Source organism: Amycolatopsis sp. NPDC114505 (assembly GCF_055633615.1).
In genome coordinates, this window is the sequence record NZ_JBVKDV010000001.1 from 713538 (window position 1) to 728348 (window position 14811).

The window sequence follows — 14811 nt, forward strand, 5'->3', positions numbered from 1 at the left end:
CCGTGTTCTGGCTTCGGATCGGGGTGGTGGGTGGGGTCTGGGTGGGTGCCGGTTCCGCCTCCGGCTGCCGGGCTCCCCCGATCAGGCTTCCTTCTCCAGGCGCTGCGTCACCGGGAGGAGGTCCTGGGACAGCACCGGCCGCAAGAACACCGCCGCCACGCGGTGCTGCTTATCCAGCACGATCGTCGACGGGATGATGTTGCGCGGGTAGCCGCTCAGCTTCAGGAGCACCCGGCCATCCGGGTCGTAGATCGATGGGTACGTCAGCTTGCGGTCGCGGACGAAGTCCTGGGCCACCTCGCGCGCGGGGTCGCGGACGTCGATGCCCACCACCTGGACGCCCGGTGCCTGCTTGGCCAGCGACTCCAGCTCCGGCACCTCGGTGCGGCACGGCCCGCACCACTGGCCCCACAGGTTGAGCACGACGACCTTGCCGGGGAAGTCCGCCAGCGACAGCTGCTTGCCCTCGTTCATCAGGTCGTCGCCGGAGAGGACCGGCGCGGTCTGGCGCTGTCCGACGTCGTAGGTGATGTCGACCTTGCCGCCCGGGGAGACGAAGCTGAAGCTGCTCCCCTGCACCACGGCGTCCTTGCCCGCGCTGCACCCGGTCACCAGGCCCAGCGCGGCCACCAGGACTAGCAGCCGTTTCATGCCCCGGTCACCTTCGGGTCCGTGGTCCCCGCGGGCTCGCTGTAGACGATCTCGCGCAGCTCGTCGCCGTCGAAGACCAGCGACGTCAGGGATGCCAGCGAGCACTGGCGGCGGCGCGGGTCGTGCCACAGCTTCTTGCCCTCGAGGAACCGCCGGAGCGTCCAGATCGGCAGCTGGTGCGACACGCACAAAGCCTCGTGACCAAGAGCCGCCTCTCGCGCCCGGTGGACCGCGCCGAGCATCCGGTGCGCGATCTCCAGATACGGCTCGCCCCACGACGGCTTGAACGGGTTCACGAGCTTCGGCCAGTGGCGAGGCTCGCTCAGCGCGCCGTCGCCGACCGCGACGTGCAGGCCTTCGAACTGGTTGCCGGCCTCGATCAGGCCCTCGTCGGTCGCGATGTCGAGGCGGTGGGCCGCCGCGATCGGGCCCGCCGTCTCCTGCGCGCGCTGCAGCGGCGACGCGACTACGTGCACGAGGTCGTGGCCCGCGACGGCCTCGGCGACCGTCAGCGCCTGCCGCTGCCCGCGCTCGGACAGCCGGTAGCCCGGCAGACGGCCGTAGAGGATCTTCTCGGGGTTGTGCACTTCGCCGTGGCGAAGCATGTGGACGACGGTGGTCACTTGACCGCCTCCGCCGCCGCGCGAGCCGCCGCCGGCAGGGCCGCTTCGATCACCGAGAACGCTTCGTCGTCCATGGCCGCGTTGACGAACCAGGCCTCGTACGCGCTCGGCGGCCCGTACACGCCCGCGTCGAGCAGCGCGTGGAAGAACGCCGGATAGCGCCACGTCTCGGACGCCTGCGCGCCCGCGTAGTCGCGCACCGCCTGGTCGCCGAAGAACACGCTGACCAGGTTGCCCGCGTACTGGACGTGGTTCGCGACGCCGGCGGCGCTCAGCTCGCGCCGGAAGAGGTCGCCGAGGCGCTTCGCGTTGGCGTCGAGCGCCGCGTACACGGCGTGGTCGGCCGCGCGCAGCGTCGCGAGGCCCGCGGCCACCGCGACGGGGTTCCCGGACAGCGTCCCGGCCTGGTAGACCGGCCCGCCCGGGGCCAGCTTGGCCATCACGTCGGCGCGGCCGCCGAAGGCCGCGGCCGGCAGCCCGCCGGACATCACCTTGCCGAACGTGTAGAGGTCGCCGGCCACGCCTTCGAGGCCGAACCAGCCTGCGCGCGAGACGCGGAACCCGGTCATCACCTCGTCCATGACCAGCAGCGCGCCGTTCTCGTGGGCGATGTCGCGCAGGCCCGCGTTGAAGCCTTCGTCCGGCGCGATCGCGCCCATGTTGCCCGCCGCGGCCTCGGTGATCACCGCGGCGATCTCGCCCGGGTTGTCCGCAAAGGACTTCCGGACGGCGTCGAGGTCGTTGTAGGGCAGCACCAGCGTGTCCCCGGCCTGGGCGCCGGTGACGCCCGGCGACGTCGGCAGCCCGAGCGTCGCGACGCCGGAGCCGGCCTGGGCGAGCAGCGCGTCGACGTGACCGTGGTAACACCCGGCGAACTTCACGATCTTCGAGCGGCCGGTGAACCCGCGGGCCAGCCGGATCGCGCTCATCGTGGCCTCGGTGCCCGAGTTGACCAGCCGGACCCGCTCGACCGGCTCGACCCGGCCGATGATCTCCTCGGCCAGCTCGACCTCGCCGATCGTCGGGGTGCCGAACGACAGCCCGGACGTCGCCGCCGCGCGCGCCGCCTCGACGACGTGCGGGTGCGCGTGGCCCAGGATCATCGGGCCCCAGGAGGACACCAGGTCGACGTAGCGGTTGCCGTCGGCGTCCCACAGGTGCGGGCCCTCGCCGCGGACCATGAACCGCGGGGTGCCGCCGACCGAGTTGAACGCCCGGACCGGCGAGTTCACCCCGCCCGGGATGGCCGCCTTCGCGCGTTCGAACCATGCCTTGGACTGCTCGGTTCCAGTGCTCACGAGGTCCAGTGAACCTCATTCAGCCGTCGGCCGGCGCGAGAGGGCACCGTACGCGGACCGATCGCGATCCGTAGCGCCGGCCTAACCAGAATGAGGTTCAGTGTGGCAACCGCCCTAGGATGGCCGGACGCCGCCCGGGAGGGGAACAGCCGGTGACCGAACGTGTGTCACAGCGCAACCCGTGGCTGGTGCTGGCCTGCTTCCTCGGCGTCGTCGCCGTGGTGGCCGTGGTCGGTGCCCTGGCCGCGGTCTCCGCGAAGGACGTCTACGCGCGGCTCGAGCTGCCGCCGTGGGCGCCGCCCTCGTCCCTCTTCGGTCCTGTGTGGACGGTCCTGTACGTCATGATCGCGCTGGTCGGCTGGCTGTACTGGCGCACGGACGGCGAAACCCGGGGCTTCGCCGCCTACGGCATCGGCCTGCTCGCCAATCTGCTGTGGACGCCGCTGTTCTTCGAGGGCGGCGCGGCGACGGCGGCGCTGGTCGACATCATCGTGCTGGACGTCGTCGTGGTCGTGACGATCGTCCTGTTCGCCCGCCGCTCGAAGGTCGCCGCCGCGCTGCTGGTGCCCTACCTCGCCTGGATCCTCTACGCGACGGCGCTCAACACCGCGATCGTCACGCTCAACTAGCGCGCCGCCTGCTGGGTGATGGCCTGCGCGGCCACCGTCCCGTCGTCGCCCGCCTGGCCCTGGACGACGACCGTCGAGCCCGGCTTGAGGTCGGAAAGCTTGCCCTGCTGGGTCACGCCGACCGTGGTCGAGTCCGATGTGGACACCTTGACGTCGGTGCCCTGCGCGGTCTTCACGTACACCGTGGTGCCGTCGACGTGGTCGACCGTGCCGGTGGTGCCGCGGCCGCCGGCGCCGCGGAAACCGCCGCCCTGCTGGCCGGTGCCCGCGGTCTGGCCGGTGCCGCCCGGGCCGCCGGTCTGGTTCCCGCCGTTCCCGCCGGTGCCGCCTTGGCGCCCGGTGGGTGTCGAGGAGGACGAGCCGAACGCCGCGTGCGTCCAGGCGCCGCCGCCGAACGCAATCGCCAGCACCACGAGCCCGGCGAGCACGAGCGTGCTGCGGGAGAAGGGCTTCGCGGCGCGGCGCATCTCCGCGTTCAGGTCACCGCCGACCGCCGGGCTGGCGATGATCTGCTCCGCCGTCGGCTCGACGGCCGGGAGGACGGCCGTCGGCTCGTCCTGCGGCGCCGATCCCGGCGGGGTCGTCGTGGACGAAGACATCGAGGAACTCCTTATTCGTGACGCAGGGCGTCGATCGGCCGCAGCTTGGCGGCCCGGTTCGCCGGGAAGCTGCCGAAGAACAGCCCGATCAGGGCGGATACCGCGAAGGCGAGCAGGATCGACGAGGGCACCACGACGGGTTTGATCCCGGAGATGGTGAACCGGCTGCCGATCAGCCCGATCGCGACGCCGAGCAGCCCGCCGAACAGGCTGAGCATGGTCGCTTCGGCGAGAAACTGGCCGAGGATGGCCGAGCGCGGGGCGCCGATGGCCTTGCGGATGCCGATCTCGCGGATCCGCTCGGTCACCGTGACGAGCATGATGTTGGTGACGCCGATCCCGCCGACCAGCAGGGAGATCGCCGCGACCGCCGCCAGGAGCACGGTGAACGTCTCGGTGGCCGACGTCCGCGTCGCGAGCAGCTGCTCGGAGTTCTGGATCTGGTAGTCGGCGGTGCCGCCGAGCCGGATGCCGTGGCGGGCGTTGAGGATCGCGGTGATCTCGGACTGGGCCAGCGACACGGAGTCCGCGCTGGTGGCCTGGACGGCGATCTGGCTGAGGCTGCCGTAGCCGGCCAGGGAGTTCTGCACGGCCGAGATCGGGGCGATCGCGACGTCGTCGGCGTTCTGCAGGCCGGTGCTGCCCTTGGCCTGCAGCACGCCGATCACGGTGAACTGGATGCTGTTGAGCAGCACGTTCTTGCCGATCGCGGCGGTGCTGCTGCCGAAGATCGACTCCGCCGTCGTCGGGCCGAGGACGACGACCTTGCGCGCGGCCGTCACGTCTTCGCTCGTGAACAGCTGGCCCTCGGCGAGGTCGCGGTTGGTCGTCGCGAAGTACGCGGGTTCGGTGCCGGCGACGCTGGAGATGTCGTACGACGTCTGCCCGTAGGTCGCGGTCGCCGTCGTGTTCACCACCGGCGAGGCGGCTTTGACGTCCGGCGCGCCGACGGGGTCGACGAGCGCGTGCGCGTCCTGGACGGTCAGCGGCCGCGCGGACGCGCCCTGCCCGCCACCGCGCGCCGGGGAGACGTTGACGACGTTCGTGCCGAGGCCCTGGATGCTGGCCGCGATGGCCGCCGACGCGCCGTTGCCGACCGCGACGAGCAGAATCACCGCCGCGACGCCGATGGTGATGCCGAGCGTCGTGAGCGCCGAGCGCAGCTTGTTCGCGGTGAGCCCGCGGACGGCGAAGCGCAGGATTTCGAAGAAGTTCACGAGACCGCTCCGACGGTGCCGCTCACGCGGGTCACCTCGTCCGACACGATGAGGCCGTCGTCCACGCGGACGACGCGGTGCGCGTGCGCGGCGACCTCGTCCTCGTGCGTGATGACGACGATGGTGCGCCCGAGCTGGTTGAGCCGGTCGAAGACGCCGAGGACGTCCGCGGTGCTGCGGCGGTCCAGGTTGCCGGTCGGCTCGTCGGCCAGCAGCATCGCCGGGCCGGTGACCAGCGCCCGCGCCACCGCGACGCGCTGGATCTGCCCGCCGGACAGCTCGCTGGGGAGGTGCTTGGCGCGGTCGGAGAGCCCGACCATGTCGAGCGCCGCGAGCGCGCGACGACGGCGTTCGGACCGGCGTAGTCCACTGTAGACGAGCGGTAGTTCCACATTGGACAGCGCGGACGTCCGCGGCACCAGGTTGAACGACTGGAAGATGAAGCCGATCTTCCGGTTGCGCAGCAAGGACAACTGCCGCTCGTTCAGCTTCCCGACGCCGAACCCGTCCAGGAGGTACTGGCCGGACGTCGGGACGTCGAGGCAGCCGAGCATGTTCAGCAGCGTCGACTTGCCCGAGCCCGAGGCACCCATGATGGCGACGTACTCGCCGGGCCACACGGTGAGCTCGACGCCGCGCAGCGCGTGCACGGCCGTCTCACCCGCGCCGTAGGTCTTGCGCAGTCCGGAGACCGCGATCACCGGGTTCACCCGCGGCCGCCGAAGCCACCCGTGCCGCCGGTGCCGCCGGTGCGCGTGCCGCCGCCGGGGAAGCCCCCGGTCCCGCCGCCGGGGAACCCGCCGGTGCCACCCGTGCCACCGGTCCGGCCGGTGCCCCCGGTGCCGGTCGCGGCCGTCGCGGTCAGCACGACGTTCTCGCCCTCGGTCAGCCCGGACGTGATCTGGACCGTCGACTCACCGCGGATGCCGACCTGCACCTGGCGCGTGACGTTCGCGCCGTTCTCCTGCACGGTGACGACGTTGGTGTTGCCGGCGGTCGTCACGGCCGCGGCCGGCACGCTCAGCGCATTTTCGGCCGAGGCGACGGTGATGACGACGCTCGCCGACTGGCCGGGCCGCAGCCCGTCCGGCGGGTCGGTCAGGGCCAGCTGCGCGCCGTACGACACGACGCTGCCGCTCGTGGTCGGCGTCAGGTTGATGCTGGAGACGGTCGCCTGGACCGGCTTGTCCGGCAGCGCGTTGAGCGTCACGGTGGCCTTCTGGCCCGCCTTGACCTTGCTGACGTCGATCTCGGCGACCGAGGTGTTCACGACCAGGCCGGTCATGTTCGTGATGGTGATGAAGCCGCTGCTGGAGCTGCTCGACGAAGACGTGGAGCTGGAGTTCGACCCCTGCCCGCCCTGGCCGCTGCCGCTGGACGACGACTGAGAGCTGCTGCTCGAAGCCGAGCCGCTGGAGGACTGCTGCCCGACCGTGCCGTTGACCGCGGTGACCGTGCCGGCGCCGGGCGCGTAGAGCGTCGTGTTGTCGAGGGTTTCCTGCGCGGTCTGAACGTCGAGCTGAGCCTGGTCCAGCTTGGCCTGGGCCGAGGTGACGCTGTTGGCGGCCGACTGCGCGCTGTTCTGGGAGTTCTGGCTGTTCTGCCCGGTGGCGGGGGTGTCTTCGGCGTCCTCGGCGGAGTCCAGGCTGTCCTGCGCGACCGCGAGGTTCGCCTTCGCGACCTGAAGCTGCTTCGACGCCTGCGTGCCGTCGATCGTCGCGAGCTTCTGGCCCGCGCTCACGACGTCGCCGACCTTCACGTCGATCGAGGTGACCTTGCCCGCGCTCGAGAAGTTCGCCGCGCCGGTGTAGCTGCTGGCGAGCGTCCCGGCGGCGGAGATGGTCTCCGTGACCGTCGCGCGGCGCACCGGGGTGCTGCGCGTCTGCGCCTGCGCCGTGCTCGGTTCGGGGCTGAATGCCTGATATATCCCGAAAGCCGCTCCGGCCAGTAGTACGACCAGAGCACCGTTGATCACCCATGCCTTCGAGGCACGCACGCGCGTCATGCGGCAACAGTGTCGCCGCTGTTTAGCAATTGACTGTTCGTTCCCTGTGCGGGAGCTGTGTATCAGGCCTTCGGTTTGGGGTGCCGCGCACGGACCGCGAGCGAGAGCTGACGCACCGCGTCGACCAGCAGGAGCGCGGCCACGGTCCCGAGCCCGATGGCGGCGGCGAGCATGCCACCGAAGTACCGGTGCGACTCCAGGATCGCGCCGTCGTCGGTGCGCGTGACGACGGTGGCGGACCCGCCGTGCCAGAGCGCGTAGGCGGCCCACCCGGCGGCGACGGCGAGCACGACTTCCACGGCGGCGACGAGCGCCCGCCAAGGCTTGTGCAGCCGATCACGGGGGCCGGCTTCTTCCGGCGGCCAGAGTTCGGCCCCGGTGGGCTGCGGAAGGTCGATCACGGGAGCGATTTTCTCATGCTTCCTTCGGCGTCGCCCGCACGAGCCGGTCCAGCGCGTCCTGGAGGGCTTCGACGTCCTTCGCCCACGCCAGGACGATCGTGCCGTCCGCGAGCTCCACCGGCAGCGAGTCGTACTTGCGCGGGACCGACCAGCCGCCGCCGAGCACCCGCGCCCCGACCGGCACGCCGACGTCCGTCACCGACGCGAGCTGGTCCGCCGCGACCTTCTCCCGGCCTTGGCGCAGCTGCTTCGTCGTGACTTCCAGTGAGAGGAACCGGCGCCGCGCGTAGACCCACGGCACCGTGATCGCGCACAGCCCGGCGCCGACCATCAGCCAGCCGACGACGTGCACCGGACCGCCCGTGGCCAGCTCGGCCAGCGCGCCGACGAGCGCGAACACCGGGCCCCACACGATGGCGGCCCAGCTCACGCCGGACTCGGCGTAGAGCCGGTCGCTCACGGCTTCCGGCCGGCCTTCGGGAAGTAGGCCGCCACCGAGGGCAGGTACATAAGGATCACCGCGATGACGAACAGCAGCACCCCGAGCAGCGTCAGGTAGTTGATGATCGGCGCGACGACCATGATCAGCAGCACCATCACGATCGGCAGGATCGTGAGCACCGTCCGGGCCGAGCGCGTGCCCTCGCGGGCCTTGTACGCGAAGAGCAGGAACAGCAGCACGAACACGATCGACCCGCCGAGCAGGTACCACAGCAGCGTCGTGACGCCGTCCGCGATCATCTGCGGCGTGTACTTCGGGTCCGTGGTGCCCCTGATGTACTGGTCGGTGACGGCGGACTTGCTGGTCAGCAGCTGGACGTAGCTGAGGATCAGCACCACGCCACCGACGAGCCACAGCCAGAACGAGATGGCCACCGGCCGCGGCGGTGTCGCCTTCGGCGCCTTCTGCCCCGGCATCAGCGGGTCCGGCGAGCGGCCCTTTTTGCGCCGTTCGTCGTCGGTCAGACCACTGAGGTCTTCGGTGTCAGCTTTTTCGGGATCACTGTCCGCCACGCGGGTGAATATAGCTGGTCAGTCCAGCCAGGCAGCGGCTTCGGCGGCCCAGTACGTGAGGATCATGTCGGCGCCCGCGCGGCGGATCGACGTCAGCACCTCGAGGACCGTGCGTTCGCGGTCGAGCCAGCCGTTCGCCGCGGCGGCCTCGACCATCGCGTACTCGCCCGAGATGTTGTACGCCGCCACCGGCACCGGGGAGATGTCCGCGGCCGCCTTGATGACGTCCAAATAGGACAGCGCGGGCTTGACCATGATCATGTCCGCGCCCTCGGCGAGGTCGAGCTCGATCTCGCGCAGCGCTTCGCGGGCGTTGCCCGGGTCCTGCTGGTAGGTCTTGCGGTCGCCCTTGAGCTGCGAGTCGACGGCCTCGCGGAAGGGGCCGTAGAACGCGCTGGCGTACTTCGCGGCGTAGGCGAGGATGGCCTTGTCGCTGTGGCCGACCTCGTCGAGCGCCCGGCGGATGACGCCGATCTGCCCGTCCATCATCCCGGACGGCCCGAGCACGTGCGCCCCGGCTTCGGCCTGCGCGACGGCCATCTCGGCGTAGAGGCGCAGGGTGGCGTCGTTGTCGACCCCGCCGTCGGCGTCCAGGACGCCGCAGTGGCCGTGGTCGGTGAACTCGTCGAGGCAGGTGTCGGCCATCAGCACGGTGGCATCGCCGAGCTCGTGCCGCAGGTCGCGCAGGGCGACGTTGAGGATGCCGTTCTCATCGACGGCCCCGGAACCCTCGGCGTCGCGGTGCTCGGGGACGCCGAAGAGCATGAGCCCGCCAACCCCGGCGTTGACCGCATCGACGGCGGCCTTCCGCAGCGTGTCACGGGTGTGCTGCACGACGCCCGGCATGCTCGAGATCGCCTTCGGAGCATCGAGCCCTTCGGCGACGAACATGGGGAGGATCAGCTGGCGTGGCCGCAGCGTCGTCTCACCCACCAAGCGACGCATGGCCGGGGTGGTGCGGAGCCTGCGGGGACGATGCTCTGGGAACACCCTTCCAAGTTACCCCTGCCCGGACAGGCGGCGTTCCGCAAGGGTGCTCAGCGGCCCTTTCCGATCGGTGAGCGCACCGGTCGCGACCCGCGAGGGCGAACAGGCGGCTCACCGGGAGTGGCGGGAGTTGGCAGAGCGTCGGCTCCGAGCGCGGCGGCGGCTGCTGGTGAGCGTCCGGAGGCGTAACAGGCCCGGCCGTTCGCGGTGGTCGGCTTCGACCTCAACCCGCAGGACACACGGCGGGGCGGGCAACGCGCCGAGCTGCCTCGGAGTGAAGGCCCAAGGCGTCGACGGGTTCTGAGCCGAAAAGCCGTGAAGGCCGCCCCGGCGAACCGGGACGGCCTTCACGAACTGCAGAACCTCAGGAGCGACGAGCCCGCTTCGCCTTCCGCGGCGGCGGCAGTGCACCCTCCGCGCGAAGCCGCGCGGCGTGCTCAGCCAAAGCGTCCACCAGGTGCGGCACGTCCGCCTTCTCCGGCTGGACGTCGACCCGCAGCCCGAACTCGACCGCCGTCTCCGCGGTCTTCGGGCCGATGCACGCGACCAGCGTGCGGGTGTGCGGCTTGCCGGCGATGCCGACCAGGTTGCGCACGGTCGAGGACGAGGTGAAGCAGACCGCGTCGAACCCGCCGGTCTTGATCATCTCGCGGGTCTCGGCGGGCGGCGGCGCCGCCCGGACGGTCCGGTAGGCCGTCACGTCGTCGATCTCCCAGCCGCGCTCGCGCAGGCCGGCCGACAGGGTCTCCGTGGCGATGTCCGCCCGTGGGAGCAGGACGCGGTCGACCGGGTCGAGCACGTCGTCGTACGGCGGGAACTCGGCCAGCAGGCCTTCCGACGACTGCTCACCCGACGGGACCAGCTCGGGGATGATGCCGAACGAGCGGACCTTCTCCGCGGTGGCCGCGCCGACGCAGGCGATCTTCACGCCCGAGAACGCACGAGCGTCGAGCCCGAACTCCTCGAACTTCTCCCACACCGCGCGGACCGCGTTGGTGGAGGTGAAGACGATCCACTGGTAGCGGCCGTCGACCAGGCCCTTGACCGAGCGCTCCATCTGCGCCGGGCTGCGGGGCGGCTCGACCGAGATCGTCGGGACCTCGTGCGACGTCGCGCCGTGGCCGCGCAGGCGCTCGGCCATCTCGCCGGCCTGCTCCTTGGTGCGCGGCACCAGGACCTTCCAGCCGTACAGCGCGCGCGACTCCCACCAGGACAGCTTCGAGCGGTGCCCGGCGGCCTGGCCGATCGTGACGATCAGCGGCCCGACGAGCTCGCCCGCGTCGTTGGCGACCTTCTCGAGCGTGGTGTCGAGGGTGCGCTGGGTGTTGATCGTGCCGTTCGCGGTCACCGCGACCGGGGTCGACGCCGGGACGCCGTTGCCGGTCAGCGCCGACGCGGCCTCGGCCAGGTGGGCCGACGTCGCGTGCAGGACCAGCGGGCCCGGGGAGGCGGCCAGGGCGGCCCAGTCGACATCGCCGCGGACGTCGACCTCGGTGTGCGTGCCGCCCAGCGCGACGCCCGCGTACGCCGGGACGGCCGCGCCCGGCGAGACGCCCGGGATGATGTCGAACACGGCGCTCGTGCGCGCGACCGCCTGCACCTCGGCCACCACGGCCGGGGTCGTCAGCGGGTCGCCCGAGATCAGGCGCAGCACCAGCCGGCCGGCCTTGGCCTCGGCGGTGAGGTCCTTGGCGACCTCGGTGGCCTCGCCGACGGCGGGCCGGACCTCGGCGCCCTCGGCCGCCATGGCCAGCACGGCCTGGGGCACGTCGGGGTCGGTCACCACGACCTCGGCCTTGGCGAGCAGTTCCTGGGCACGGACCGTGAGCAGGCCGGCGTCGCCGGGCCCGGAGCCCACGAACGCTACGCGCCCGGTGGTCTTTCGCGCGGGGGTCATCTGTGCGTTTCTCCTCTTGCGGCGGCCGTGCGCGAATGCACGGACGCAGGTCTCCTACGTCTCTTTTCGAAGCGCTCGCGAGAGCGCTACTGAGCGGGGCCGGAGAGGGCTCCGGCACCGAGGTCCAGCAGCTCGGCGGCCAGGTCCTTGCCCAGCTGGGCGGCCTGGTGCTTGTCGGCCAGCGCGATGGCCCGGACCATGTCCACCGCGCCGTCCTCGCCGTCGACCGCGGCGGTGCCGCGCAGCGAGATCCGTTCCACGACCTTGCCCTCGGCGTCGAGATCTTCGACGATCTCGGCGAGCGCGCCCACCGGCGCGCTGCACCCCGCCTCGAGCGCGGCCAGCAGAGCACGCTCGGCCGTCACCGCGGCCCGCGTGCCCTCGTCGTCCAATGTGGATGCGAGCAGGTGCTCGAGGTCCACGTCGGCGGCCCGGCACTCCACCGCCAGCGCGCCCTGGGCGGGCGCGGGCAGCATCTGGATCGGGTCGAGGGTCTCGGTGATCGCCTCGGCCAGTCCGACCCTGGCCAGTCCGGCACGCGCGAGCACCACGGCATCGAGCTCGCCGTCGGTGACCTTGCGCATGCGGGTGTCGATATTGCCGCGAATCGGCACGATTTCCAAACCGAGACCCAGCGCGCGCAGCTGCGCGGTGCGCCGCGGCGAGCCCGTGCCCACCGTGGAGCCCGGCGGCAGCTCGCCCAGGGTCAGCCCGTCCCGGGCGATCAGCGCGTCCCGCGGGTCCGCGCGGGGCGGCACGGCGGCGAGCGAGATGCCCGGCTCCGGCGCGGTCGGCAGATCCTTGTACGAGTGGACGATGACGTCGACCTCGTTGCGCTGCAAGGCTTCCCGCAGCGCCGAGGTGAACACGCCGACCCCGATCGTGGGAATCGGCGCGGAGGACTGGTCACCGGGGGTGGTCACCTTGACGATCTCGACCTCGGCGCCGGTGGCGCGCAGGGCGTCGGCGACGGTCCCGGTCTGGGCGAGCGCGAGCTTCGAACCACGCGTGCCCATGCGAATGACTCTGGTCACTACTACTTCTTCTCCGGTGGGGGCTTCGGGCTCGCCACCGCGGCGGGCGCCTGCGGGTCGAGGCAGAACAGTTCTCGCAACGCGTTCGCGTAGTCGGTGTCGGCCGTCTCGGCGGCCAGCTGCTTGACCCGCACCGTCGGCGCGTGCAGCAGCTTGTCGACCACCCGGCGGACCGTGCGGCCGACCTCTTCGCGGACGGCGCCGTCGAGGTCGGGCAGCCGGTGGTCCAGCCGCAGCAGCTCGGCGTCGACGACCTCGGCCGCGCGGCGGCGCAACGCCGTCACCGTCGGGGTCACCTCGGCGCTGCGCTGCCCGGCGAGGTAGTCGCGCACCTCGTCGAGGACGATCCCGGTCGCCTTGGCCGTCTGGCGCTCGGTGGTCGGGGTGCCGGCTTCGCGCATCCGGCGCTGGACGGTGGCCAGGTCGACGACCCGCACGCCGGCCAGCTCGCCGACCGCCGGGTCGACGTCGCGGGGCAGGCCGAGGTCGCAGACGACCAGGTCGCGGTTGCCGCGGGGCAGCACCTGCGCCGGGCCGAAGACGGCGTCCTGGGCGCCGGTGCAGCAGATCACGATGTCGGCGTCGCGCACGGCGTCGGCGACGTGGGACAGCGGGACCGCGCGGGCGGGGACGCCCTGCTCGGTGACGTTCGCGGCGAGCCGGCGGGCGCGGGCGTCGGTGCGGTTGGCGACGGTGATCTCGCCGATCCCGGCCTTGCGCAGCTGCGACGCGCTCAGCGCGCCCATCGAACCGGCGCCGACGATGACGGCGTGCTTGCCGGCGATGTCCCCGGCCGCGGCGAGCGCCTCGGAGACGACCGACGCGCCGAGCTGGTCGAGCCCGGTCTCGGTGTGCACGCGCTTGCCGACGCGCAGGGTGGTCTGGATGAGCTCGTGCAGCGTGCGGCCGACGGTGCCGGCCTCGCGCGCGGTGGCGTAGGCGGACCGGATCTGGCCGAGGATCTGCGTCTCGCCGACGACCATCGAGTCCAGGCCCGAGGTGACGGAGAACAGGTGCTCGACGGCGGCACCGGCGTAGTGGACGTACAGGCTGTCGTACAGCTCCGCGGCTTCCATCCCGGCCTGGCGGGAGAGCACGTCGGTGACGTCGTTGAGACCGCCGTGGAACGCCTCGACGACCGCGTAGACCTCGATGCGGTTGCACGTCGAGACGAGCATGACCTCGCTGATGTGCTCGGCCTGCTGCAGCTCGTCGAGGATCTTGCCGATCTCCGGTGCGGGGACCGCGACGCGCTCGAGCGTGCTCAGCTCCGCACTCCGATGCGAGAGACCGACCGCCAACACGCTCATGAGCGCACCACCATTTCCCGTCCGCCGTCCGGGCCCGAACCGTTCCGGCCGCCCTTCCCATTCTCGGACGGCAGGCCTGTCCCGGGTAATCCGGAATTGCCCTGATTGCCGGCGGCGTCATCCGCGCGGCGGGCTACATGGAACGAGAGTATCTGCAGCTCGACGGCCAAATCCACTTTGCGGACCTCGATGTGAGCAGGAACCTGCAGCACGACCGGGGCGAAGTTGAGGATGCACTGGACACCGCCCGCGACCAGGCGGTCACACACCGATTGCGCGGCGGTCGGCGGCGTGGCGATCACGCCGATGGAGATGCCGCGCTCGGCGCAGACCCGCGGGATGTCGTCCATGTGCGACACCGGGAGGCCGCCGACCGGCACGCCGATCAGGTCCGCGTCCAGGTCGAACAGCGCTTCGACCGGGAACCCGCGCCCCGGGAAGCCGCCGTAGTTGGCCAGCGCGTGACCCAGGTTTCCGATCCCGACCACGGCCACTTTGTGCTGCCGGGTCAGGCCGAGGATGCGCTCGATCTGGCTGACCAGGACGCTGACTTCGTAGCCGACGCCGCGGGTGCCGTACGAGCCGAGGTACGACAGGTCTTTGCGCAATTTGGCGGAATTGACGCCGGCGGCTTGCGAGAGTTCCTCGCTCGAAACGGTCGTCGCGCCCTGCTCGGACATTCCGGACAGGACGCGGAGGTAGACGGCGAGACGGGCCACCGCGGCCTCGGGGATCTGCTTCGCCCGGACGGCCTCGGGGGCATCCCCGGTGGGACCGCGGCCGTTGCCCGCGGCGGGTACGGCGGGGATTTCGGCGGTCGGCGCGTTGTCGGCGTCCGGGGTGTCCCGGCGGCGCGCCCGGCGCGGCGCCCGGCCCGGGGAGTCCGCGTCGTCGCGCCGCCCCCGCTGTGTCACCACGCCGTCGTCTCCTGCCCGCTGTGCACCCGGCGGCCATCGCCACGGCCTTGCCGAACTGTGTCTTGACCCAGGGCGCGGGGTCCGGTTCGATGCGGACCGCCCGGGGGCGATGGTCCTACGGTAGACCACTTGTGAACGCGCGCACAAAGTCACTGGTCGGAGGCGGTTCCGGGGGCCGCGCGATCATGACACCGCGTCAGAATCCTTGTCCGCCAGGCACTTCCGGGGG

At 71.7% G+C, this 14811-nt stretch carries 16 protein-coding genes; 1 reads left to right on the forward strand and 15 read right to left on the reverse strand.

All coding sequences use genetic code 11. The features are described from left to right. Window positions 1-81 precede the first annotated feature (81 nt). The 3 genes from ACZ7OU_RS03575 to hemL are packed head-to-tail and all read right to left on the reverse strand — an operon-like array spanning window position 82 to window position 2572. Entirely contained in the window at window positions 82-651 is a 570-nt protein-coding gene (locus ACZ7OU_RS03575; RefSeq protein ID WP_470254110.1) for a TlpA family protein disulfide reductase, read from the reverse strand. Beyond that, window positions 648-1274, reverse strand: coding sequence for a histidine phosphatase family protein (locus ACZ7OU_RS03580; RefSeq protein ID WP_470239645.1), 627 nt, complete (start codon window positions 1272-1274; stop codon window positions 648-650). Before ACZ7OU_RS03580 ends, ACZ7OU_RS03575 begins: the two co-directional genes overlap by 4 nt. Continuing rightward, the gene (hemL, locus tag ACZ7OU_RS03585; RefSeq protein WP_470254111.1) at window positions 1271-2572 is read right to left on the reverse strand and encodes a glutamate-1-semialdehyde 2,1-aminomutase; all 1302 of its coding nucleotides are present in this window, start codon (window positions 2570-2572) and stop codon (window positions 1271-1273) included. The genes ACZ7OU_RS03580 and hemL overlap by 4 nt, the downstream gene beginning before the upstream one ends. A 152-nt stretch (window positions 2573-2724) precedes the next feature. Here hemL and ACZ7OU_RS03590 point away from each other — a divergent pair, with 152 nt between their 5' ends. Further along, the gene (locus ACZ7OU_RS03590; protein WP_470254112.1) at window positions 2725-3201 is read left to right on the forward strand and encodes a TspO/MBR family protein; all 477 of its coding nucleotides are present in this window, start codon (window positions 2725-2727) and stop codon (window positions 3199-3201) included. On the opposite strand, the gene ACZ7OU_RS03595 is transcribed toward ACZ7OU_RS03590, so the two are convergent. The 12 genes from ACZ7OU_RS03595 to ACZ7OU_RS03650 form a co-directional block, all read right to left on the reverse strand. Further along, entirely contained in the window at window positions 3198-3800 is a 603-nt protein-coding gene (locus ACZ7OU_RS03595; protein WP_470254113.1) for a hypothetical protein, read from the reverse strand. The two genes, ACZ7OU_RS03590 and ACZ7OU_RS03595, sit on opposite strands and share 4 nt — an antisense overlap. An 11-nt stretch (window positions 3801-3811) precedes the next feature. Beyond that, window positions 3812-5017, reverse strand: coding sequence for an ABC transporter permease (locus ACZ7OU_RS03600; protein WP_470254114.1), 1206 nt, complete (start codon window positions 5015-5017; stop codon window positions 3812-3814). After that, window positions 5014-5727, reverse strand: coding sequence for an ABC transporter ATP-binding protein (locus ACZ7OU_RS03605; RefSeq protein ID WP_470239650.1), 714 nt, complete (start codon window positions 5725-5727; stop codon window positions 5014-5016). Before ACZ7OU_RS03605 ends, ACZ7OU_RS03600 begins: the two co-directional genes overlap by 4 nt. Then, the gene (locus tag ACZ7OU_RS03610; RefSeq protein WP_470254115.1) at window positions 5724-7022 is read right to left on the reverse strand and encodes an efflux RND transporter periplasmic adaptor subunit; all 1299 of its coding nucleotides are present in this window, start codon (window positions 7020-7022) and stop codon (window positions 5724-5726) included. The genes ACZ7OU_RS03605 and ACZ7OU_RS03610 overlap by 4 nt, the downstream gene beginning before the upstream one ends. Before the next feature lie 62 nt (window positions 7023-7084). Continuing rightward, window positions 7085-7423 carry a hypothetical protein gene (locus ACZ7OU_RS03615; RefSeq protein WP_470239652.1) on the reverse strand — a complete coding sequence of 113 codons (339 nt, stop codon included), beginning with the start codon at window positions 7421-7423 and terminating at the stop codon, window positions 7085-7087. A gap of 13 nt (window positions 7424-7436) precedes the next feature. Next, on the reverse strand, window positions 7437-7883 hold the full coding sequence (locus tag ACZ7OU_RS03620) for a hypothetical protein (RefSeq protein WP_470239653.1): 447 nt from the start codon (window positions 7881-7883) through the stop codon (window positions 7437-7439). Continuing rightward, entirely contained in the window at window positions 7880-8437 is a 558-nt protein-coding gene (locus tag ACZ7OU_RS03625) for a hypothetical protein (protein WP_470254116.1), read from the reverse strand. The genes ACZ7OU_RS03620 and ACZ7OU_RS03625 overlap by 4 nt, the downstream gene beginning before the upstream one ends. Window positions 8438-8455: 18 nt before the next feature. Next, window positions 8456-9427, reverse strand: a complete 972-nt coding sequence (gene hemB, locus ACZ7OU_RS03630) for a porphobilinogen synthase (protein WP_470239655.1) — start codon at window positions 9425-9427, stop codon at window positions 8456-8458. 361 nt (window positions 9428-9788) lie between these two features. Continuing rightward, entirely contained in the window at window positions 9789-11321 is a 1533-nt protein-coding gene (locus ACZ7OU_RS03635; protein WP_470239656.1) for a bifunctional uroporphyrinogen-III C-methyltransferase/uroporphyrinogen-III synthase, read from the reverse strand. 86 nt (window positions 11322-11407) lie between these two features. Beyond that, window positions 11408-12337, reverse strand: a complete 930-nt coding sequence (hemC, locus tag ACZ7OU_RS03640; RefSeq protein WP_470239657.1) for a hydroxymethylbilane synthase — start codon at window positions 12335-12337, stop codon at window positions 11408-11410. A gap of 20 nt (window positions 12338-12357) precedes the next feature. Beyond that, the gene (locus tag ACZ7OU_RS03645; RefSeq protein WP_470254117.1) at window positions 12358-13665 is read right to left on the reverse strand and encodes a glutamyl-tRNA reductase; all 1308 of its coding nucleotides are present in this window, start codon (window positions 13663-13665) and stop codon (window positions 12358-12360) included. Continuing rightward, entirely contained in the window at window positions 13662-14582 is a 921-nt protein-coding gene (locus tag ACZ7OU_RS03650) for a redox-sensing transcriptional repressor Rex (RefSeq protein ID WP_470239659.1), read from the reverse strand. The genes ACZ7OU_RS03645 and ACZ7OU_RS03650 overlap by 4 nt, the downstream gene beginning before the upstream one ends. Window positions 14583-14811: the final 229 nt, after the last annotated feature.

Excerpts from the sequence above, each read along its gene's own strand:
- ACZ7OU_RS03610 (WP_470254115.1), bottom strand. The coding sequence starts at position 7,022 with ATGACGCGCGTGCGTGCCTCGAAGGCATGGGTGATCAACGGTGCTCTG.
- hemC (WP_470239657.1), bottom strand. The coding sequence starts at position 12,337 with ATGGGCACGCGTGGTTCGAAGCTCGCGCTCGCCCAGACCGGGACCGTC.
- ACZ7OU_RS03645 (WP_470254117.1), bottom strand. The coding sequence starts at position 13,665 with ATGAGCGTGTTGGCGGTCGGTCTCTCGCATCGGAGTGCGGAGCTGAGC.
- ACZ7OU_RS03575 (WP_470254110.1), bottom strand. The coding sequence starts at position 651 with ATGAAACGGCTGCTAGTCCTGGTGGCCGCGCTGGGCCTGGTGACCGGG.
- ACZ7OU_RS03635 (WP_470239656.1), bottom strand. The coding sequence starts at position 11,321 with ATGACCCCCGCGCGAAAGACCACCGGGCGCGTAGCGTTCGTGGGCTCC.
- ACZ7OU_RS03595 (WP_470254113.1), bottom strand. The coding sequence starts at position 3,800 with ATGTCTTCGTCCACGACGACCCCGCCGGGATCGGCGCCGCAGGACGAG.